The organism is Enterobacter asburiae (assembly GCF_001521715.1).
GTDB lineage: Bacteria > Pseudomonadota > Gammaproteobacteria > Enterobacterales > Enterobacteriaceae > Enterobacter > Enterobacter asburiae.
Genome location: NZ_CP011863.1, coordinates 788778 through 806931 on the forward strand (window position 1 = coordinate 788778; position 18154 = coordinate 806931).

The following is an 18154-nucleotide window of genomic DNA, read 5'->3' on the forward strand; positions in this document are numbered from 1 at the left end:
CGCTAACACGGTCAAGCAGATTTTCAGCTTTAGTGCCTGTTCGGTTAAGCATTAATCAGCTCCACGGTTTTTAGGTCGTGGAGCAGGGGATTAACGCTGTGAATCGAGCACTTCGCTGTTTTTAACCACTTCCTGCGCTTTGCCGTAGCTTTCGATCAACAGCTGGTAAGCCGGGAAGATGTGGGTATACACCTCAGCCCACTCAGCTGCGTCCTCACGGTTCCAGGTTCTCTGGATCTCGGAGGCCACCGCCGCCGTATCCATCGGGACCACGCCGGCCTGCACCACGCGCGCCAGGGTGATCTCCTGCGCCATTTTGCTGTAGGTACCGGAGGCATCAATCACCGCAAACACTTTATAGCCGTCCGCCACCGCGCTGATTGACGGGAACGCCATGCAGACGCTGGTGATTGTGCCCGCGATAATCAGCGTCTTACGCCCTGTCGCTTTCACCGCCGCAACAAACTCCGGGTTATCCCAGGCGTTGATCTCCCCTTTACGGGCAACATACTGCGCATGCGGCGCGTTGGCGTGGATCTCCGGGATAAGCGGTCCGTTCGGTCCCTGTGGAACGGACGCGGTGGTGATCACCGGGATCTTCGCCAGGGTAGCGATTTTTGCCAGCGCAGCCGCACGGGCGCGCAGTTCCGGCATTGGCATATCCCCAACGGTCTGGAACAGACCGCTCTGGTGATCGATAAGCAACATCACCGCATCGTTCACATCAATAACCGGACGTGCGCCATTAAAATTCGCAGGTGTAGACATTATCTTCTCCTTTATAACGTTCAGATCTGGCCGAAGCGGCCGGAGTTAAAATCACGAATGGCTTCGTTGATTTCGCTTTTACTGTTCATCACAAACGGGCCATAGCCCACGATGGGTTCATTCAGCGGCTCGCCGGCCATCAGCAGTACTTTGGCATCGCTGTTCGCCTCCATGTGCAGTTTGTCGCCTTCCTGACTCAATACGACCAGCTGAGCTTCACCCGCCTGCGTTGTACCGTTCAGCGTGATATTGCCTTCAAGCACGACCAGCGCGGTGCTCCAGCCTTCGGGCTGATTGAGCGTCAGGTGGCTTCCCTGGTTCAGCGCAATATCCCAGACGTTGAGCGGTGAGAAGGTGTGCGCCGGGCCGGTTACAGCCTCGTAGCGACCGGCAATGACCCGCAGCGAACCGCTGTTGTCCGGTAGCGTCACGGTCGGGATCGCATTCTTCGTAATGCTCTGGTAGCCCGGTGCCGCCATCTTGTCTTTGGCCGGCAGGTTGACCCAAAGCTGCATCATTTTCAGTTCTCCGCCTTTCTGCGAGAACGCGCTGGAGTGGAACTCCTCGTGCAAAATGCCTGCACCTGCCGTCATCCACTGCACGTCGCCGGGGCCAATGACGCCGCCTTTGCCCGTAGAATCGCGATGCTCCACTTCACCGGAATAGACGATGGTGACCGTTTCAAAACCCCGGTGAGGGTGTTGGCCTACGCCGCGTTTCGCCCCATCTGCCGGAAAGGTGTACGGGCCCGCGTAGTCCAGCAGCAGGAACGGGCTCAGCGGCTCGCCGTGCGTCTGATAAGAGAACATTGAACGGACCGGGAAACCATCGCCAACCCAGTGCTGGCGGGGAGCGGTATAAACGCCTGTTACGTTTTTCATGATTAACTCCTGATGTTCTGTTGATGTAATTAGCTTATATTCAGAGTTAATATCCCGGTAGATAGTGAAAATGGCATTCACTGTTCTGAAATTGGAACGATGAGGATTTATGCAGGATCTCAATGACTTCGTCTGGTTTGTGAAGGTGGTGGACTACGGTGGCTTTGCCGCGGCGGGAAGGGCGCTTGATCTGCCAAAGTCCAGGCTAAGCCGCCGGATAGCGCAGCTGGAAGAACGCCTTGGCGTGCGGCTTATCCACCGAACAACCCGACAGTTTACGGTGACCGAGGTCGGGCAGACCTTCTACCAGCACTGTAAAGCGATGATGGTGGAGGCCGAGGCCGCGGAGGAAGCCGTTGCGGCACTGCAGGCTGAACCGCGCGGTGTTGTCAGAATTACGTGCCCGATAACTCTGTTGCATGTCCACGTGGGTCCGATGCTGGCCAGATTTATGGCGCGCTACCCCGGGATCAATCTTCAGCTTGAGGCGACCAACCGGCGGGTAGACCTGGTGGGTGAGGGGGTTGATATCGCTATCCGCGTACGCCCGCGTCCGTTTGATGACAGCGACCTGGTATTAAGGGTGCTGGCTGACAGGGGGCATTGTCTGGTCGCCGGTCCGGCCTTAATTCAACGCATGGGCGAACCCGTCGTGCCATCTGAACTCAGTGCCTGGCCCGGGTTAAGCATGAACGAGGGGAAACATATTCATAAATGGGAGCTGTCCGGCCCCGGAGGTGCCAAAGCGGAGATCCATTACCACCCCCGATTGATTACCACCGATATGCTGGCGCTACGTGAAGCTGCCATGGCAGGCATCGGCGTGGTGCAGCTGCCGATTTTGATGGTCAAGGACCAGCTGGCGTCAGGGAAACTGGTACGGGTGCTCGACGCATGGGAACCCCGACGGGAAGTGATTCACGCGGTTTATCCTTCGCGGCGCGGCCTGCTGCCGTCGGTCAGGACGCTGGTGGATTTTCTGACCGAAGAGTATGCGCGGATGGTGGAAGAGTAGCACTTCCCTCTCCCCTGGGGAGAGGGGCAGGGAGAGGGGCTCAGGCCGCACCGAGTTGCATATAGCACCGGGGGGGATTGACTCGCTTCGCTCGCCCTGCGGGCAGCCTGTTCGCTTCGCTCTCAGTCTGTCCAACTGGCTGGCGCCAGTTGTCGAACCCCGGTCGGGGATTCTCATCCCCCCAGATGCGTGCAACATGCGAAAAAAAAAGCCCGCATTTTCATGCGAGCTCTTCTTTAAATATGGCGGTGAGGGGGGGATTCGAACCCCCGATACGTTGCCGTATACACACTTTCCAGGCGTGCTCCTTCAGCCACTCGGACACCTCACCATATTGTCATCCCGTTGTTGCCGGGACGGGCGCTAATGTAAGGAAAAGCCGAACTGCCGTCAACTCACTTTTTCAGTAATTTAGCGCGTTTAGACAAACTTCAGGCAACATGATTCTTAAATGTGCTGAAAGCGCCTTTTTTATCAGCAACACAGTCGCGCTATAAATTTGTTATGCTGACCGTCCAGTGAAAAAGCAAAATAAATCAGCGCAATAAAAGGCAGGAATGACTATGGATATACTTTTCTATCACCCCACGTTTGATACGGCATACTGGATCAAGGCGCTTTCGGCGGCGTTACCCGGCGCACGCGTTCGCGAGTGGAAGCGTGGCGATAATGAACATGCTGACTATGCGCTGGTCTGGCATCCTCCGGTAGAAATGCTCCAGGGCCGCACGCTGAAGGCCGTTTTTGCCCTGGGAGCCGGCGTGGATTCCATTCTGAGCAAACTGAAGGCTCATCCTGAAATGCTGCCGGAAGACGTCCCCCTTTTCCGCCTGGAAGATACCGGAATGGGCCAGCAGATGCAGGAGTATGCAGTGAGCCAGGTACTGCACTGGTTCCGCCGCTTCGATGATTATCAGCTATTTAAACAGCAGGCCCACTGGGAACCGCTGCCGGATTACCGTCGCGAAGACTTTACGATTGGCATCCTCGGTGCGGGCGTGCTGGGCTCAAAAGTGGCCGAAGCGCTCGCCCCGTGGGGATTCCCGCTGCGCTGCTGGAGCCGCAGCCGCAAGGATTATCCGGGCGTAGAGAGCTTTGCCGGAACGGATGAGCTTCCGGCCTTTCTGAAAGGCACGCGCGTGCTTATTAACCTGCTGCCAAACACGCCGGAAACGGTAGGGATCATCAATGAAGCCCTGCTCAACCAGCTCCTCGACCAGAGCTACCTGATGAACCTCGCGCGCGGGGTCCATGTCGTGGAAGGCGATCTGCTGAAGGCGCTGGATAGCGGAAAGCTCAAAGGCGCCATGCTGGATGTCTATAGCCGTGAGCCGCTGCCCGCGGAAAGCCCGCTGTGGGCGCACCCGCGCGTTGCGATGACCCCGCACGTGGCTGCCGTGACGCGTCCGGCAGAAGCGGTGGCGTATATCTCCCATACCATCAGCGAAATGGAAAAGGGTCACGCAGTCACCGGACAGGTCGACAGACAGCGCGGCTACTGAGAGAAACCCGGCGTTCGCCGGGTTTTTGCTAATATTCGCCGCTGATAACTGCTATCCTTTGGAAAAACCGCAGAGGAGAGAGAGATGTATCCCGTTGACCTGCATATGCACACCGTCGCCAGCACCCACGCGTATAGCAACCTCCATGATTATATCGCCCAGGCGAAGCTTAAAGGCATCAAGCTGTTCGCGATCACCGATCATGGCCCGGACATGGCGGATGCGCCGCACTACTGGCATTTTGTGAATATGCGGATCTGGCCACGTCTGGTGGACGGCATTGGGATACTGCGCGGCATTGAGGCGAACATCAAAAATACCGACGGTGAGATCGACTGCACCGGCCCGATGCTGACGTCTCTTGACCTTATCCTCGCCGGTTTCCATGAGCCGGTTTTCCCGCCTCAGGATAAAGACACCAATACCGCGGCGATGATTGCCACCATTGCCAGCGGCAATGTGCACATTATCAGCCACCCCGGCAACCCGAGGTACCCGATTGATATTCAGGCTGTCGCGCAGGCGGCAGCGAAGCACCGCGTGGCGCTGGAGATTAATAACTCCTCCTTTGTTCACTCGCGTAAGGGCAGCGAAGCCAACTGTCGCGAAGTGGCGGCCGCCGTGCGTGACGCGGGCGGAATGGTGGCGCTGGGGTCCGATTCTCATACCGCGTTTACGCTGGGTGATTTCAGCGAGTGCCTGAAAGTGCTGAATGATGTTAACTTCCCGGAAGCGCAAATCCTGAACGTGACCCCACGCCGCATGCTCGATTTCCTCGAGTCGCGCGGAGTGGAGCCGATTGCCGAATTTGCCGATCTTTAATTGTGTAATGGAATCATAAAAATGAACGAGTTTTCCATCCTCTGCCGCGTGCTGGGTACGCTCTATTATCGCCAGCCGCAAGACCCGCTGTTGGTTCCGCTCTTTACGTTAATTCGTGAAGGCAAACTGGCGCAGAACTGGCCGCTGGAACAGGATGATTTACTGGAACGTCTGCAAAAAAGCTGCGACATGCAGCAGATCGCGACGGACTACAATGCGCTGTTCGTTGGCGATGAGTGCCGCGTTTCGCCATACCGTTCAGCCTGGCAGGAAGGGGCAACGGAAGCGGAAGTCCGCGCGTTCCTCTCCACGCGCGGTATGCCGCTGAGCGATACGCCAGCCGATCATATCGGTACGCTGCTGCTGGCGGCATCCTGGATCGAAGACAACGCCGGTGATGATGAGAACGAAGCCATCGAAATCCTGTTCGAAACGTACCTGCTGCCGTGGGTCGGGACATTCCTGGGCAAAGTCGAAGCGCATGCCACCTCGCCATTCTGGAGAACGCTTGCCCCGCTGACCCGCGATGCTATCGCGGCGATGTGGGATGAGCTGGAAGAAGAGAACGAAGAGTGATTTGGATCACATAAATTCTGCAACTCAACATTCCAACTTGCACGTAATGTGCTGCCGATCTCATTTCTATGGTGCGCTTCTGCTAAGATGCGCGCCATGAACATATTACTTTGTATCGCAATAACGACAGGTATTCTCTCCGGGCTCTGGGGATGGGTGGCCGTGTCTCTCGGATTGCTCAGCTGGGCCGGGTTCCTCGGCTGTACCGCCTATTTCGCCTGTCCGCAGGGGGGCGTCAAAGGGCTGTTTATCTCTGGCTGCACGCTGATGAGCGGTGTTATCTGGGCGCTGGTGATCGTGAAAGGCAGCGCGCTGGCGCCGCATCTGGAAATCCTGGGATACGTCATGACGGGTGTCGTCGCCTTTTTAATGTGCATCCAGGCCAGGCATCTTCTGCTTTCATTTGTGCCGGGAACCTTTATGGGGGCATGTGCGACCTTTGCAGGGCAGGGTGACTGGAAGCAGGTAGTCCCTTCGCTGGCGCTGGGGTTGCTGTTTGGCTATGCCATGAAAAACAGCGGTCTATGGCTGGCGTCGCGGCGGGAAAAAGCGCAAAACATCACGGCAGTGAGCGAATAAAAAAAGGCGAGATAATCATCTCGCCTTTTTTATGCGCTTCCTGTCAGGATTCCGGAGGGACTGACATATCGCGGTATTTCACCAGGATCGGGTTCTGCACGTCTGCTTTGTTTTGCAGATCCCACAGCCCGCGGTCTATACCGTCGTTAATTAAGTAGATCACGCCGGTTTCAATGGCTGACATCAGACACATCATCACCGGTTCGTTAGAGGTGTAGCCGATTTCACCTTCCAGCAAACGCTGGTAATCGATGAAGCGGAATACCCCAGCCTGAACTTCATAAGACAGAATGGTTTTGCTGGTGTTCACCGAAGAGAGCACTTCGCCTGTACTGACGTTAACTACACGCAGGTTAACGGCGATTTGGTCGAGCTGATACTGGGTATCCGCACCGATACCGAAGTAACGTGCTCCCGCACCACCCGATTTAACGTTACTTTCGTAGCCAATAATCGATCCTTCAATCATCACGTTCGCTGCTGCCAGAGATTCCAGAGGCGTTCGGTTATTGGCCGCGACGGTACCATTTTCCTGTGCGGCGCGAATGATTTTCCGTTCATTCAACAGGTTCTGGAGACCCTGACGTTCCAGCGGAATAAACCAGTGCGAATCCTTGAGCGCGGTAACCAGCATCGCGGTGGCGCTTTGCGGCACGGCCGTGGAGAAGTTACTTGCCGGGTAAGGTTTAAATTGCCCGGTTTCATCCTGAATGTTGTATACGGAGACAAATATTTTCCCCGTTGGAGCAGGTAAATGCGTTAAATCACGATAACTCTGGGCCCGAGGCATTAATGTAGGTTTTGCAGCTTCTTTAGGTGGAGCAGTTAAACAACCGCTCAATAAGCACACTGCAACAAATATCAGGAAGCGCTGCATGATCGTTGTCCTTATTTAGCTATTGTTTAAAAGTCAGTTGAATTACTTTGTAGACCGGAAACCTGAATGGTGGAGATTCTTCCGGTTTTACGATCGGTCACGTTCAACTGAAGCTGTCCGTCCGTGTTGGCGATATCAACGATAAAGTCGTTGGTAACCATCCGGCCTGGTTTACCGGTATTAATGTTGGTCAGTAACCCGCCTAAAATCTGCGACTGGATAGCCTGAGTGAAGTTATCCAGTGCGGACGGGGTATCAATGCTAAAATCCTTTAAGCTCGGATCCTTATAGGAGTTTTGCGCCTGGGCTTCGTTCAGCAGGAACGCGCCGTTATTAGGGTTACCGCCAAAGTTAGGGTTACGGAACTGAAACGTCATGTTTCCGGCCCAGCTGATGGGTGTTATCAGCATTATCGAAACAACTGCATATGCAATACGCATGACAGCCTCCGCATATCGGTTCGCTAGAACTCGTCTTTTGCTAAATCGCTGGTGCTTAATAGGGCTTTATCTATTTGCAGGCGATTAATAGCGTCTTCTGATTGTTCCAGTGCTAAGACGACGTTTTTATCGAAGTCTATTTTGGTCGGGAATAAAAACGTTTGATAAATAACGTTCTGATTAGCCGTTATTGTTATCCAACTTCCCCATCGTGCACTGGGCCGCTCGTTGATTGTTATATTACCCGTATAGGTACTGTCCCATTTGTCACTGAAGGCACGGTAAAAACTGTGCCCGACCGATGAGACAGTGTGGTCTGTTAACAATCCGGGAACTTCGACCTCGACGGCCTTTAGATTCCCGGCAGCGAGCAGGAAACTCGCTGCGGCGATCCAACTCAACGTGCGCTTCATGTGATTAACGCCTGAGGTTATCGTTTGCCCACGAAACAGCCTGAGTTCGGTTTTTCACAGCTATCTTCTTGAAAAGATTATAAAGGTGCGTCTTTACCGTATTTTCGCTGATAAATAACGAACGGGCGATTTCAATATTTGAAGCACCAATGCGTAACTTGTTCAGGATCTCTTTCTCACGGTGCGTGAGCAGGGCTGACTCTGAGCTGTTATAGCGATAATTTCCGGAGTGCGTGATGAGATAGCTGGCAAGCTTTTGCGAAAAATAACATTCTCCGCGTAATATACCTTGCAGCCCCTCTACCACCCGGTCTTCTTCTTCCGTGACGTAGAACACGCCATTGATATGCGGCCAGCTTTCAATATCCCTGAAAGGATATTCATCAGGCGTATTCAACAATAGCACGCGGATATTATTGTTTTTCCTGCTTAAAATATCCTGCCAGTAATGGATAAGCTTTTTATCAGCTTCCATCATATCGAAAAGAATGATGCTGCCAGGTGCAATATCATCAAAAGAACGTTGAATGTTATGCAATTTCCCGTTCAATGATAAAGATTGCTTTAAATGTTGTAATAAAGCTGTCGCTTGCAAAGAAGGTTTTGTGATCAACAGTAATGTATGACCATGTAAACTATGGACTTCATTATACATGATGAAACCCCACTTTTTTTTGGCACCTGGCAGCTGTCCTCCTGTTTAAAAGAGGACACCAGAAGTACTGACAGATGTTGCACTGCTGTGTGTAGAATCAGACCATAACCTCCACAGGGAGGTAAATATAAAACCAATTTCGTACATCTAATTTCAATCTAGGGAAGGTGCGAATAAGCGGGGAAATTCTTCTCGGCTGACTCAGTCATTTCATTTCTTCATGTTTGAGCCGATTTTTTCTCCCGTAAATGCCTTGAATCAGCCTATTTAGACCGTTTCTTCGCCATTTAAGGTGTTATCCCCAGTTTTTAGTGAGATCTCTCCCACTGACGTATCATTTGGTCCGCCCGAAACAGGTTGGCCAGCGTGAATAACATCGCCAGTTGGTTATCGTTTTTCAGCAACCCCTTGTATCTGGCTTTCACGAAGCCGAACTGTCGCTTGATGATGCGAAATGGGTGCTCCACCTTGGCCCGGATGCTGGCTTTCATGTATTCGATGTTGATGGCCGTTTTGTTCTTGCGTGGATGCTGTTTCAAGGTTCTTACCTTGCCGGGGCGCTCGGCGATCAGCCAGTCCACATCCACCTCGGCCAGCTCCTCGCGCTGTGGCGCCCCTTGGTAGCCGGCATCGGCTGAGACAAATTGCTCCTCTCCATGCAGCAGATTACCCAGCTGATTGAGGTCATGCTCGTTGGCCGCGGTGGTGACTAGGCTGTGGGTCAGGCCACTCTTGGCATCGACACCAATGTGGGCCTTCATGCCAAAGTGCCACTGATTGCCTTTCTTGGTCTGATGCATCTCCGGATCGCGTTGCTGCTCTTTGTTCTTGGTCGAGCTGGGTGCCTCAATGATGGTGGCATCGACCAAGGTGCCTTGAGTCATCATGACGCCTGCTTCGGCCAGCCAGCGATTGATGGTCTTGAACAATTGGCGGGCCAGTTGATGCTGCTCCAGCAGGTGGCGGAAATTCATGATGGTGGTGCGGTCCGGCAAGGCGCTATCCAGGGATAACCGGGCAAACAGACGCATGGAGGCGATTTCGTACAGAGCATCTTCCATCGCGCCATCGCTCAGGTTGTACCAATGCTGCATGCAGTGAATGCGTAGCATGGTTTCCAGCGGATAAGGTCGCCGGCCATTACCAGCCTTGGGGTAAAACGGCTCGATGACTTCCACCATGTTTTGCCATGGCAGAATCTGCTCCATGCGGGACAAGAAAATCTCTTTTCTGGTCTGACGGCGCTTACTGCTGAATTCACTGTCGGCGAAGGTAAGTTGATGACTCATGATGAACCCTGTTCCATGGCTCCAGATGACAAACATGATCTCATATCAGGGACTTGTTCGCACCTTCCCTTTAATAAAAAATATAAGCTGGCCTGATTAAAGTGATTTTTGATGTAAATTACGACTTTGTGGTGAGCCGATAAATAAAAATAAGCCGCGCGGGTGAGATATTTAAAATGTTTCAGCGGACATACTCTTCACCGTAACGACGCGTTAACACAATACGAGTCGTTTTAACAAATAACATTGTTAAAGGGTTATGGCACGATTAAATAGCCAGGTCCAGGGTGACAACATGAAAAACGCATCGTTAATTATGATGTTTACATTACTGGGTGCGCCTGGATTTGTAACCGCAGCGAATTCAGATTTGGCAAATTCTGAATATAACTTTGCGGTTAACGAATTAAGTCTTTCATCACTAAATCAGGCAGCCATTATTGGTCAACGGGGCGTTTTCAATAACGCTGAGGTTAGCCAGGACGGTTCAAGACTCTTATCCATAGTATCCCAGGATGGGGTAGGTAACAGAGCGAGAGTTGATCAATCAGGGGGTTACAATATTGCCTGGATCGATCAGAGCGGTAACGCGAATGATGCAGGTATTACGCAAGATGGATACGGTAATAGCGCGAAAATTATCCAGAAAGGGTCGGGTAATAGAGCAAATATTACGCAGTACGGTACGCAGAAAACCGCAGTTGTAGTGCAGAAACAGTCGCAAATGGCGATTAACGTTATTCAACATTAGCGCGTTGGCGACGACTTTAATCAATCCGATGGGGGTTTACCATGAAATTTCTCAAAGTGGCAGCGCTTGCAGCAATCGTAGTTTCTGGTAGTGCTATGGCGGGTTCTATTAATCAGGGCGGCTGGGGTCATGGACATGGTCATGGCGGATACAGTGGCCCAAATTCCACCCTGAATATTTATCAGGACGGTGGCGGTAACTCAGCGGTAGCTCTGCAGACAGACGCCAGAAATTCTGTCCTGAATATTAGCCAGAAAGGTGGCGGTAACGGCGCTGACGTTGGTCAGGGTTCTGATGATAGTAAAATCAACCTGTCCCAGAAAGGTTTTGGCAACAGTGCGACACTTGATCAGTGGAACAGTAAAAAATCCGTTATGAATGTTAGCCAGACCGGCGGCTTTAACGGTGCACTCGTAGATCAGACTGCTTCCAACTCGACTGTTAACGTGACCCAGATCGGCTTTGGTAACCACGCGACAGCTCATCAGTACTGATACTGAAATCTGTGCTACAAAAAAACAGGGCTGATGCCCTGTTTTTTTTCGGGAGTTCATCATGAATACCTTAATTCTCCTTGCCGCGCTTTCCAGCCAGATCACCTTCAAAACGTCACAGCAGGAAAATATGACCACCATTATTCCTCAGGTCACTCTGGCGCAGTCGTGCGATTGTCAGGTTCAGATTATTTCTTTACGAGAAGGGCAGGGGGGGCAAAGTTCTTCCCGGCAGCAAAACACACTTTTTATACCCGCTAATCAGACGATTGATTTAATGCGTCTGAGTTTAAATATTAATGCGGGAGACACGGTAAAAATCGTTGTCACCGTTTCAGACGGTAAATCGCTACATTTATCACAACAGTGGTTGCCAGCGGAACGTTCTCTATGAAAACCAATTAAATCAATAGGTTGTGAATGTGGCGGGTCTGAGCCGTTGAGCTATGCTGATATCAGGGACCAGGTCGTTATGTTCCGTAACGTGAAACTTCGTTTGCCCTAATAAATGAAGCGCGTTTACCCCTCATGGACGATTTTCATTGAGGAGTACCTATAATGAACAACTATTTTGCTCGACTCGTGGCAGGTCTGGGTCTGGTCGTTTCTGCTTTGAGTATCCCGGCTTATTCGGCCACGGTTGTTGACGGCGGTGTCATTCATTTTCGCGGTGCCATTGTCGCCGACCCCTGTGAAGTCACTCCCCAGAAGCAACAGTTTGCCATGTCATGTCCAGATAATAACCGTATGCAAACGCGTATGGTCAGCTATGAAGAGGCGCTTAACGGGAAAGTGAGCGACTCAAACGTGGCAACGCTCAATATGAAATACCTTAATCCTGAAAAAACGCTCGCGGTTGTCGAAATCCAGTATCGCTAATGCGCGCTCTCCCGCCTTGGGGTGAAAGAGGATTTTTTCTGATAGTTTTTTCTCCCGGTCTCCTCTGCGATACACTTAAGAAAATGGCGGGTTGCAGAGGGGCTTTATGAAACCGCAAATTGAAATTATTCATGGCGATATTACGACAGTACACGTCGACGTCATCGTCAATGCGGCCAATCCATCCCTGATGGGAGGGGGCGGCGTGGACGGGGCTATCCACCGGGCTGCCGGACCGCAGCTGCTGGAAGCCTGTAAAACCGTGCGCCAACAGCAGGGCGAATGTCCTCCCGGTCACGCGGTGATTACGCTGGCGGGCAATCTGCCTGCGAGAGCGGTAATTCATGCCGTAGGGCCGGTCTGGCATGGCGGGGATCACCACGAAGCGAGTATTCTGGAAGAGGCGTACCGGAACTGTCTGCGGCTGGCCGCCGACAACGGTTATAAAACGATGGCGTTTCCGGCCATCAGCACCGGCGTGTATGGTTATCCTAAGGCCGCTGCCGCAACGATCGCCGTAGAAACGGTTTACCGCTATTTGTCGTTAAAACCGCTGCCAGAGAAGGTGATTTTTGTCTGTTTCGACGACGACACCACGCATCTTTATAAGCGGCTTCTGACTCAGCGCAGACAAGAGCTGGAGAGCTGAAGCAAACGCGGCGCATCGGGTGCGCCGCGTGGTTTATGAGGCTTTTGCCTGCGGTTTTCCTGAAAAGAGGAAGCGCAGGAGCGGGATCCGCAGATGGATTTCGTAGAGTACGATCGCCACCCCTACAACAAACACCAGCCCGGTAAAGAAGCCCAGCGTGTTGGAGGCGATGTGCGGTGTGATGTAAGCCCCGAAGAAAAGCGTTAACGGGTGATGCACCAGATAGATAAACAGTGACGCATTAACGAAGTAGGTCACGCGACTGGACTTAAAGTTCAGCAAGCGATGGCCCAGCGCGAATACCACGTTCACCATCCACAGCCCCAGCAGCATAGTGATCACGCTTTCCGTTTCATACATCCAGGCATCGCCGCTGCCGTAGCGCTGATTCAGCAGATAGGCCGCGAATGCGAGGGTGGCTCCCAGCGCGCACCACGGTGACGGGGTGACAAACAGCGATTTAAGCTTCGGATGAATAAAAGCCAGCGCGCCGATTAAAAAGAACGGAATGTAGAACAGGGACTGCATCACCACAAAATTAAATAACCCGTCGCTCAGAATCGGCGGGTAGACGATAAGCAGCGTCCGTCGCACGGCGGCATAGGCAATACCCAACAGTAAGAAGAGCACTGACAGTTTGCCCATCGTAACGTTGGCGAAGAAAGTGTCGGCTTTTGTACTCAGATGGCGGCGCAGGCGGCTGAAAATCAACAGGTTCACCGTTGTGAGCACCACCAGGACCAGCAGGAACCACAGGTGAGACACCAGCTCCCAGACCAGCGTATTGTACTTTTCATACAGCGACAGATTCGGCCAGTTCTCCGCTTTGCCTTTGACGTATTGCAACATAATGAACTGAGGCAGCGTCAGCAGTGGAATTGCGGTCAGCATGGGGATCCCCACGCGTTCTACACGCACTTTCCACCAGCGCTTGAGCGGGTATCGCAGAAACAGCATGTAAGAAAAATAGCCGGATATGACGAAGAACACCTGCATACGGAAGGCGTGAATAAAGTCATTAAACAGCGTCAGCCACCAGGAGGGCATCTGGCTATTCACATGCCAGGTGTGGCTGGAGTAAATCAGTGAAATGTGAAAGGGGATCCCCAATAGCATCAGCCAGGCCCTGATCGAGTCGAGGAAATATTCACGTTCTGTTGGTGTTGTGCTCATATAACGTTGTGCATTCTCAGACTTTTCGTCTTATCCCTAAGACTCATAATGGTTACATTCGAAGCCAACCCTACACCAAGACCGACACACTGTCTCCAGGATAAGCACGCAAAGTGAATAGCGGGTTCTTTCATTTGCTTAATCCATGAGCCAGCAGCTGAACAAAGCAGTGATAATGTTGTCGGATTGCCTGAGTTTCCATTAAAATGGATCGGATCGATATAAGCACACAAAGGGGGAAGTGCTTACTTATTATGAAACATAAACCACAGATGATGAAAATGCGTTGGTTGGGTGCTGCAGTGGTGTTATCACTGTATACCTCATCGGCACTGGCCTTTAACATCGACGATGTCGCAAAACAGGCAAAATCGATGGCAGGCAAGAGCTACGAAGCGCCGAAAAGTAACTTGCCCTCCGTTTTCCGCGACATGAAGTATGCGGACTATCAGCAGATCCAGTTCAATCACGACAAAGCGTACTGGAGCAATATTAAAACCCCGTTCAAGCTTGAATTTTATCATCAGGGTATGTACTTCGACACGCCTGTTGCCATCAATGAAGTGACGGCAACCGCGGTACGTAAGATCAAGTACAGCCCGGATTACTTCAATTTTGGCAATGTGCAACACGACAAAGATACGGTGAAAGACCTGGGCTTCGCAGGCTTTAAGGTGCTTTACCCGATCAACAGCAAAGATAAAAACGACGAAATCGTCAGCATGCTTGGAGCCAGCTATTTCCGCGTCATTGGCGCGGGGCAGGTGTACGGGCTTTCTGCGCGTGGTCTGGCTATTGATACCGCGCTGCCATCAGGTGAAGAGTTCCCACGTTTCCGTGAGTTCTGGATTGAACGTCCAAAACCAACGGATAAGCGTCTGACCATTTATGCGCTGCTGGATTCCCCGCGTGCAACCGGTGCCTATCGCTTTGTGATTATGCCGGGTCGTGACACGGTAGTTGACGTGCAGTCCAAGGTTTACCTGCGTGATAAAGTGGGCAAACTGGGCGTTGCGCCGTTGACCAGTATGTTCCTGTTTGGGCCGAACCAGCCGTCACCGGCTACCAACTTCCGCCCGGAACTGCACGACTCCAACGGTCTGTCTATTCATGCCGGCAACGGTGAGTGGATCTGGCGTCCGCTGAATAACCCGAAACATCTGGCGGTTAGCAGCTTCGCAATGGAAAACCCGCAAGGTTTTGGCCTGCTGCAGCGTGGTCGTCAGTTCTCCCGCTTTGAAGATTTGGACGATCGCTATGACCAGCGTCCAAGCGCCTGGGTCACGCCAAACGGTGACTGGGGTAAAGGCAAGGTCGAGCTGGTAGAAATTCCAACCAACGACGAAACCAACGATAACATCGTCGCTTACTGGACGCCGGATCAGCTGCCGGAAGCCGGTAAAGAGATGAACTTCAAGTACACCATTACCTTCAGCCGCGACGAAGATAAGCTGCATGCGCCAGATAACGCGTATGTAATGCAGACTCGCCGCTCAACGGGTGATGTGAAGCAGTCTAATCTTATCCGTCAGCCTGACGGTACCGTGGCGTTTGTCGTGGACTTCACAGGCCAGGATATGAAGAAACTGTCACCGGACACCGCCGTTGCCGCTCAGGCCAGCATCGGTGATAACGGTGAAATCGTTGAGAATACCGTGCGTTACAACCCGGTAACCAAAGGCTGGCGTCTGACCCTGCGCGTGAAAGTGAAAGATCCGAAACAGACCACTGAAATGCGTGCTGCGCTGGTCAGTAACGATCAGCCGCTGAGTGAAACCTGGAGCTATCAGCTACCTGCCAATGAATAATACATCTGAATATATTGATGCCATGCCGCTGACGGATATCGAAAAAGCGGCACTGCCAAAGAGCGACATCCGCGCGGTTCACACCGCGCTGGATGGTGAACATCATACGTTTTCCCGTGATGATGATACGCCGCTCGGGTCAGTCAAGGCGCGTCTGGAGCAGGCCTGGCCGGACTCGCTGGCGGAAGGGCAGTTGATTAAAGACGATGAAGGACGCGATCAGCTTAAGGCGATGCCGAAGGCTACGCGTTCCTCAATGTTCCCCGATCCATGGCGCACCAACCCGGTGGGTCGCTTCTGGGATCGCCTGCGCGGGCGTGATGTGACGCCGCGCTATCTGTCGCGCCTGACGAAAGAAGAGCAGGCGTCCGAACAGAAATGGCGTACCGTCGGGACAATCCGTCGCTATATCCTGCTGCTTCTGACGCTGGCGCAGACCGTCGTCGCGACCTGGTATATGAAAACCATCCTGCCTTACCAGGGCTGGGCGTTTATCAATCCGACGGACATGATGGGCCAGGATCTCTGGGTCTCCTTCATGCAGCTGCTGCCGTATATCCTGCAGAGCGGCATTCTCCTGCTGTTCGCGGTTCTCTTCTGCTGGGTCTCGGCCGGTTTCTGGACCGCGCTGATGGGCTTCCTGCAGCTGCTCATGGGGCGTGACAAATACAGCATTTCAGCGTCAACGGTCGGGGATGAACCCCTCAATCCCGAGCACCGTACCGCGCTGATTATGCCTATCTGTAACGAAGACGTTGACCGCGTATTTGCGGGCCTGCGTGCGACCTGGGAGTCCGTGAAGGCGACCGGCAACGCGGAGCATTTTGACGTTTACATCCTGAGCGACAGCTACAACCCGGATATCTGCGTTGCGGAACAAAAAGCGTGGATGGAGCTGATTGCAGAAGTGCAGGGCGAAGGCCAGATCTTCTACCGCCGCCGCCGTCGTCGCGTGAAGCGTAAAAGCGGTAACATCGATGACTTCTGCCGTCGCTGGGGTAACCAGTACAGCTACATGGTGGTGCTGGATGCTGACTCCGTCATGAGCGGAGACTGCCTGAGCGGTCTGGTGCGCCTGATGGAAGCCAACCCGAACGCGGGTATCATTCAGTCTTCGCCAAAAGCGTCCGGTATGGACACGCTGTATGCGCGCTGCCAGCAGTTCGCCACCCGTGTTTACGGGCCGCTGTTTACGGCCGGTTTGCACTTTTGGCAGCTGGGTGAATCGCACTACTGGGGCCACAACGCCATTATCCGCGTGAAGCCGTTCATTGAGCACTGTGCGCTGGCGCCGCTGCCGGGCGAGGGTTCGTTTGCCGGTTCTATTCTGTCGCACGACTTCGTAGAAGCGGCGCTGATGCGTCGTGCTGGCTGGGGCGTCTGGATTGCCTACGACCTGCCGGGATCGTACGAAGAGCTGCCTCCAAACCTGCTGGACGAGCTCAAACGTGACCGCCGCTGGTGTCACGGTAACCTGATGAACTTCCGCCTGTTCCTGGTAAAAGGGATGCACCCGGTTCACCGTGCGGTATTCCTGACCGGCGTGATGTCCTATCTCTCTGCACCGCTGTGGTTTATGTTCCTGGCGCTGTCGACTGCCTTACAGGTGGTTCATGCCCTGACGGAGCCGCAATACTTCCTGCAACCGCGGCAGCTGTTCCCGGTGTGGCCGCAGTGGCGTCCGGAGCTGGCGATTGCGCTGTTTGCCTCCACCATGGTGCTGCTGTTCCTGCCTAAACTGCTCAGCATCATCCTGATCTGGTGCAAAGGCTCGAAAGAGTACGGCGGTTTCTTCCGCGTGACCCTTTCACTGCTGCTGGAAGTGCTGTTCTCCGTCCTGCTGGCGCCGGTACGTATGCTGTTCCACACCGTGTTTGTGGTCAGTGCGTTCCTGGGCTGGGAAGTGGTCTGGAACTCACCGCAGCGTGACGACGACTCCACGCCGTGGGGTGAAGCCTTTATGCGCCACGGTTCTCAGCTGCTGCTGGGTCTGGTGTGGGCGGCCGGGATGGCCTGGCTGGATCTGCGCTTCCTGTTCTGGCTGGCGCCGATTGTCTTCTCGCTGATCCTGTCGCCGTTTGTGTCCGTGATTTCCAGCCGTTCAACGGTGGGGCTGCGAACCAAACGCTGGAAGCTGTTCCTGATCCCGGAAGAGTATTCCCCGCCGCAGGTGCTGGTGGATACCGATCGTTACCTGGAACAGAACCGCAGTCGCTCGCTGGATGACGGCTTCATGCACGCCGTGTTTAACCCGTCATTCAACGCCCTGGCAACGGCAATGGCGACGGCGCGTCACCGCGCCAGCCAGGTGCTGGAGATTGCCCGCGATCGTCACGTTGAGCAGGCGCTTAACGAGACCCCGGAAAAACTCAACCGCGACCGTCGTCTGGTGCTGTTGAGCGACCCGGTGACAATGGCGCGTCTTCACTACCGCGTGTGGTCTGCTCCGGAGAAATACTCTTCGTGGGTGAACTACTATAAGGACGTGAAGCTGAACCCGCTCGCCCTGAAGGCGAAGTAAGTTGTTAAGAAGAGGCGGGTAAGCGAATCGCCACCCGCCAGATAAAATACCGGCTTAATCGC

Annotated in this window: 20 protein-coding genes and 1 tRNA gene; 12 read left to right on the top strand and 9 right to left on the bottom strand. The window is 53.4% G+C overall.

From position 1 onward, the window contains the following. Window positions 1-90 precede the first annotated feature (90 nt). Both ACJ69_RS03845 and ACJ69_RS03850 read right to left on the bottom strand, forming a co-directional pair. On the bottom strand, window positions 91-768 hold the full coding sequence (locus ACJ69_RS03845; RefSeq protein ID WP_025755865.1) for an isochorismatase family protein: 678 nt from the start codon (window positions 766-768) through the stop codon (window positions 91-93). Window positions 769-788: 20 nt separating this feature from the next. Continuing rightward, window positions 789-1649 carry a pirin family protein gene (locus ACJ69_RS03850; RefSeq protein ID WP_059346471.1) on the bottom strand — a complete coding sequence of 287 codons (861 nt, stop codon included), beginning with the start codon at window positions 1647-1649 and terminating at the stop codon, window positions 789-791. A gap of 109 nt (window positions 1650-1758) precedes the next feature. Between ACJ69_RS03850 and ACJ69_RS03855 the strand changes: the two genes are divergently transcribed. Next, the gene (locus ACJ69_RS03855) at window positions 1759-2664 is read left to right on the top strand and encodes a LysR family transcriptional regulator (RefSeq protein ID WP_029742217.1); all 906 of its coding nucleotides are present in this window, start codon (window positions 1759-1761) and stop codon (window positions 2662-2664) included. A gap of 243 nt (window positions 2665-2907) precedes the next feature. Here the strand turns inward: ACJ69_RS03855 and ACJ69_RS03860 are convergent. Further along, window positions 2908-2995 (bottom strand) — tRNA-Ser (locus ACJ69_RS03860). A 232-nt stretch (window positions 2996-3227) separates the two neighbouring features. On the opposite strand from ACJ69_RS03860, the gene ghrA reads away from it, so the two are divergent. The 4 genes from ghrA to ACJ69_RS03880 all read left to right on the top strand — a co-directional run bounded on the left by ghrA (window position 3228) and on the right by ACJ69_RS03880 (window position 6143). Next, the gene (gene ghrA / locus ACJ69_RS03865; RefSeq protein ID WP_054830149.1) at window positions 3228-4166 is read left to right on the top strand and encodes a glyoxylate/hydroxypyruvate reductase GhrA; all 939 of its coding nucleotides are present in this window, start codon (window positions 3228-3230) and stop codon (window positions 4164-4166) included. A gap of 84 nt (window positions 4167-4250) precedes the next feature. After that, window positions 4251-4988, top strand: a complete 738-nt coding sequence (locus tag ACJ69_RS03870; protein WP_054830150.1) for a phosphatase — start codon at window positions 4251-4253, stop codon at window positions 4986-4988. A 21-nt stretch (window positions 4989-5009) separates the two neighbouring features. Further along, the gene (locus ACJ69_RS03875; RefSeq protein WP_059346472.1) at window positions 5010-5564 is read left to right on the top strand and encodes a TorD/DmsD family molecular chaperone; all 555 of its coding nucleotides are present in this window, start codon (window positions 5010-5012) and stop codon (window positions 5562-5564) included. Between the two features lie 96 nt (window positions 5565-5660). Next, on the top strand, window positions 5661-6143 hold the full coding sequence (locus ACJ69_RS03880) for a DUF1097 domain-containing protein (protein ID WP_133550280.1): 483 nt from the start codon (window positions 5661-5663) through the stop codon (window positions 6141-6143). Window positions 6144-6186: 43 nt separating this feature from the next. Here the strand turns inward: ACJ69_RS03880 and csgG are convergent, their stop codons facing one another. From csgG to ACJ69_RS03905, 5 genes are all read right to left on the bottom strand, one after another. Continuing rightward, complete coding sequence (gene csgG, locus ACJ69_RS03885; protein ID WP_024908984.1) at window positions 6187-7020, bottom strand: curli production assembly/transport protein CsgG; 834 nt, start codon at window positions 7018-7020, stop codon at window positions 6187-6189. A 26-nt stretch (window positions 7021-7046) separates the two neighbouring features. Then, the gene (gene csgF / locus ACJ69_RS03890) at window positions 7047-7460 is read right to left on the bottom strand and encodes a curli production assembly/transport protein CsgF (RefSeq protein WP_023311106.1); all 414 of its coding nucleotides are present in this window, start codon (window positions 7458-7460) and stop codon (window positions 7047-7049) included. A 23-nt stretch (window positions 7461-7483) separates the two neighbouring features. Continuing rightward, window positions 7484-7873: a curli production assembly/transport protein CsgE gene (gene csgE / locus ACJ69_RS03895; RefSeq protein WP_047648113.1), complete on the bottom strand. Its 390-nt coding sequence runs from the start codon at window positions 7871-7873 to the stop codon at window positions 7484-7486. A 4-nt stretch (window positions 7874-7877) separates the two neighbouring features. Then, window positions 7878-8528 carry a biofilm master transcriptional regulator CsgD gene (gene csgD, locus ACJ69_RS03900; RefSeq protein ID WP_021240790.1) on the bottom strand — a complete coding sequence of 217 codons (651 nt, stop codon included), beginning with the start codon at window positions 8526-8528 and terminating at the stop codon, window positions 7878-7880. A gap of 308 nt (window positions 8529-8836) precedes the next feature. Next, window positions 8837-9817, bottom strand: coding sequence for an IS5-like element IS5 family transposase (locus ACJ69_RS03905; RefSeq protein ID WP_000019402.1), 981 nt, complete (start codon window positions 9815-9817; stop codon window positions 8837-8839). A gap of 295 nt (window positions 9818-10112) precedes the next feature. On the opposite strand from ACJ69_RS03905, the gene csgB reads away from it, so the two are divergent. From csgB to ymdB, 5 genes are all read left to right on the top strand, one after another. Further along, window positions 10113-10568, top strand: coding sequence for a curli minor subunit CsgB (gene csgB / locus ACJ69_RS03910; protein WP_029739999.1), 456 nt, complete (start codon window positions 10113-10115; stop codon window positions 10566-10568). Between the two features lie 41 nt (window positions 10569-10609). Then, entirely contained in the window at window positions 10610-11062 is a 453-nt protein-coding gene (gene csgA / locus ACJ69_RS03915; protein WP_029739998.1) for a curli major subunit CsgA, read from the top strand. 61 nt (window positions 11063-11123) lie between these two features. After that, entirely contained in the window at window positions 11124-11456 is a 333-nt protein-coding gene (gene csgC, locus ACJ69_RS03920) for a curli assembly chaperone CsgC (RefSeq protein ID WP_054830259.1), read from the top strand. A 164-nt stretch (window positions 11457-11620) separates the two neighbouring features. After that, window positions 11621-11941, top strand: coding sequence for a type 1 fimbrial protein (locus ACJ69_RS03925; protein WP_047648111.1), 321 nt, complete (start codon window positions 11621-11623; stop codon window positions 11939-11941). A 106-nt stretch (window positions 11942-12047) separates the two neighbouring features. After that, entirely contained in the window at window positions 12048-12590 is a 543-nt protein-coding gene (gene ymdB / locus ACJ69_RS03930; RefSeq protein ID WP_059346473.1) for an O-acetyl-ADP-ribose deacetylase, read from the top strand. Between the two features lie 33 nt (window positions 12591-12623). Here ymdB and mdoC read toward each other — a convergent pair whose 3' ends face one another. Continuing rightward, the gene (gene mdoC, locus ACJ69_RS03935; RefSeq protein ID WP_059346474.1) at window positions 12624-13763 is read right to left on the bottom strand and encodes a glucans biosynthesis protein MdoC; all 1140 of its coding nucleotides are present in this window, start codon (window positions 13761-13763) and stop codon (window positions 12624-12626) included. A gap of 254 nt (window positions 13764-14017) precedes the next feature. On the opposite strand from mdoC, the gene mdoG reads away from it, so the two are divergent. Beyond that, on the top strand, window positions 14018-15571 hold the full coding sequence (mdoG, locus tag ACJ69_RS03940; RefSeq protein WP_021240787.1) for a glucans biosynthesis protein MdoG: 1554 nt from the start codon (window positions 14018-14020) through the stop codon (window positions 15569-15571). After that, the gene (gene mdoH / locus ACJ69_RS03945) at window positions 15564-18092 is read left to right on the top strand and encodes a glucans biosynthesis glucosyltransferase MdoH (protein WP_059346475.1); all 2529 of its coding nucleotides are present in this window, start codon (window positions 15564-15566) and stop codon (window positions 18090-18092) included. The genes mdoG and mdoH overlap by 8 nt, the downstream gene beginning before the upstream one ends. Window positions 18093-18154 lie beyond the last annotated feature (62 nt).

Coding starts and splice junctions, on each gene's coding strand:
- mdoH (WP_059346475.1), top strand. CDS start 15,564: ATGAATAATACATCTGAATATATTGATGCCATGCCGCTGACGGATATC.
- ghrA (WP_054830149.1), top strand. CDS start 3,228: ATGGATATACTTTTCTATCACCCCACGTTTGATACGGCATACTGGATC.
- ymdB (WP_059346473.1), top strand. CDS start 12,048: ATGAAACCGCAAATTGAAATTATTCATGGCGATATTACGACAGTACAC.
- csgB (WP_029739999.1), top strand. CDS start 10,113: ATGAAAAACGCATCGTTAATTATGATGTTTACATTACTGGGTGCGCCT.
- ACJ69_RS03875 (WP_059346472.1), top strand. CDS start 5,010: ATGAACGAGTTTTCCATCCTCTGCCGCGTGCTGGGTACGCTCTATTAT.
- csgG (WP_024908984.1), bottom strand. CDS start 7,020: ATGCAGCGCTTCCTGATATTTGTTGCAGTGTGCTTATTGAGCGGTTGT.
- mdoG (WP_021240787.1), top strand. CDS start 14,018: ATGAAACATAAACCACAGATGATGAAAATGCGTTGGTTGGGTGCTGCA.
- ACJ69_RS03855 (WP_029742217.1), top strand. CDS start 1,759: ATGCAGGATCTCAATGACTTCGTCTGGTTTGTGAAGGTGGTGGACTAC.
- csgE (WP_047648113.1), bottom strand. CDS start 7,873: ATGAAGCGCACGTTGAGTTGGATCGCCGCAGCGAGTTTCCTGCTCGCT.
- csgC (WP_054830259.1), top strand. CDS start 11,124: ATGAATACCTTAATTCTCCTTGCCGCGCTTTCCAGCCAGATCACCTTC.
- csgA (WP_029739998.1), top strand. CDS start 10,610: ATGAAATTTCTCAAAGTGGCAGCGCTTGCAGCAATCGTAGTTTCTGGT.
- ACJ69_RS03925 (WP_047648111.1), top strand. CDS start 11,621: ATGAACAACTATTTTGCTCGACTCGTGGCAGGTCTGGGTCTGGTCGTT.
- ACJ69_RS03850 (WP_059346471.1), bottom strand. CDS start 1,649: ATGAAAAACGTAACAGGCGTTTATACCGCTCCCCGCCAGCACTGGGTT.
- mdoC (WP_059346474.1), bottom strand. CDS start 13,763: ATGAGCACAACACCAACAGAACGTGAATATTTCCTCGACTCGATCAGG.
- ACJ69_RS03845 (WP_025755865.1), bottom strand. CDS start 768: ATGTCTACACCTGCGAATTTTAATGGCGCACGTCCGGTTATTGATGTG.
- csgD (WP_021240790.1), bottom strand. CDS start 8,528: ATGTATAATGAAGTCCATAGTTTACATGGTCATACATTACTGTTGATC.
- csgF (WP_023311106.1), bottom strand. CDS start 7,460: ATGCGTATTGCATATGCAGTTGTTTCGATAATGCTGATAACACCCATC.
- ACJ69_RS03880 (WP_133550280.1), top strand. CDS start 5,661: ATGAACATATTACTTTGTATCGCAATAACGACAGGTATTCTCTCCGGG.
- ACJ69_RS03870 (WP_054830150.1), top strand. CDS start 4,251: ATGTATCCCGTTGACCTGCATATGCACACCGTCGCCAGCACCCACGCG.
- ACJ69_RS03905 (WP_000019402.1), bottom strand. CDS start 9,817: ATGAGTCATCAACTTACCTTCGCCGACAGTGAATTCAGCAGTAAGCGC.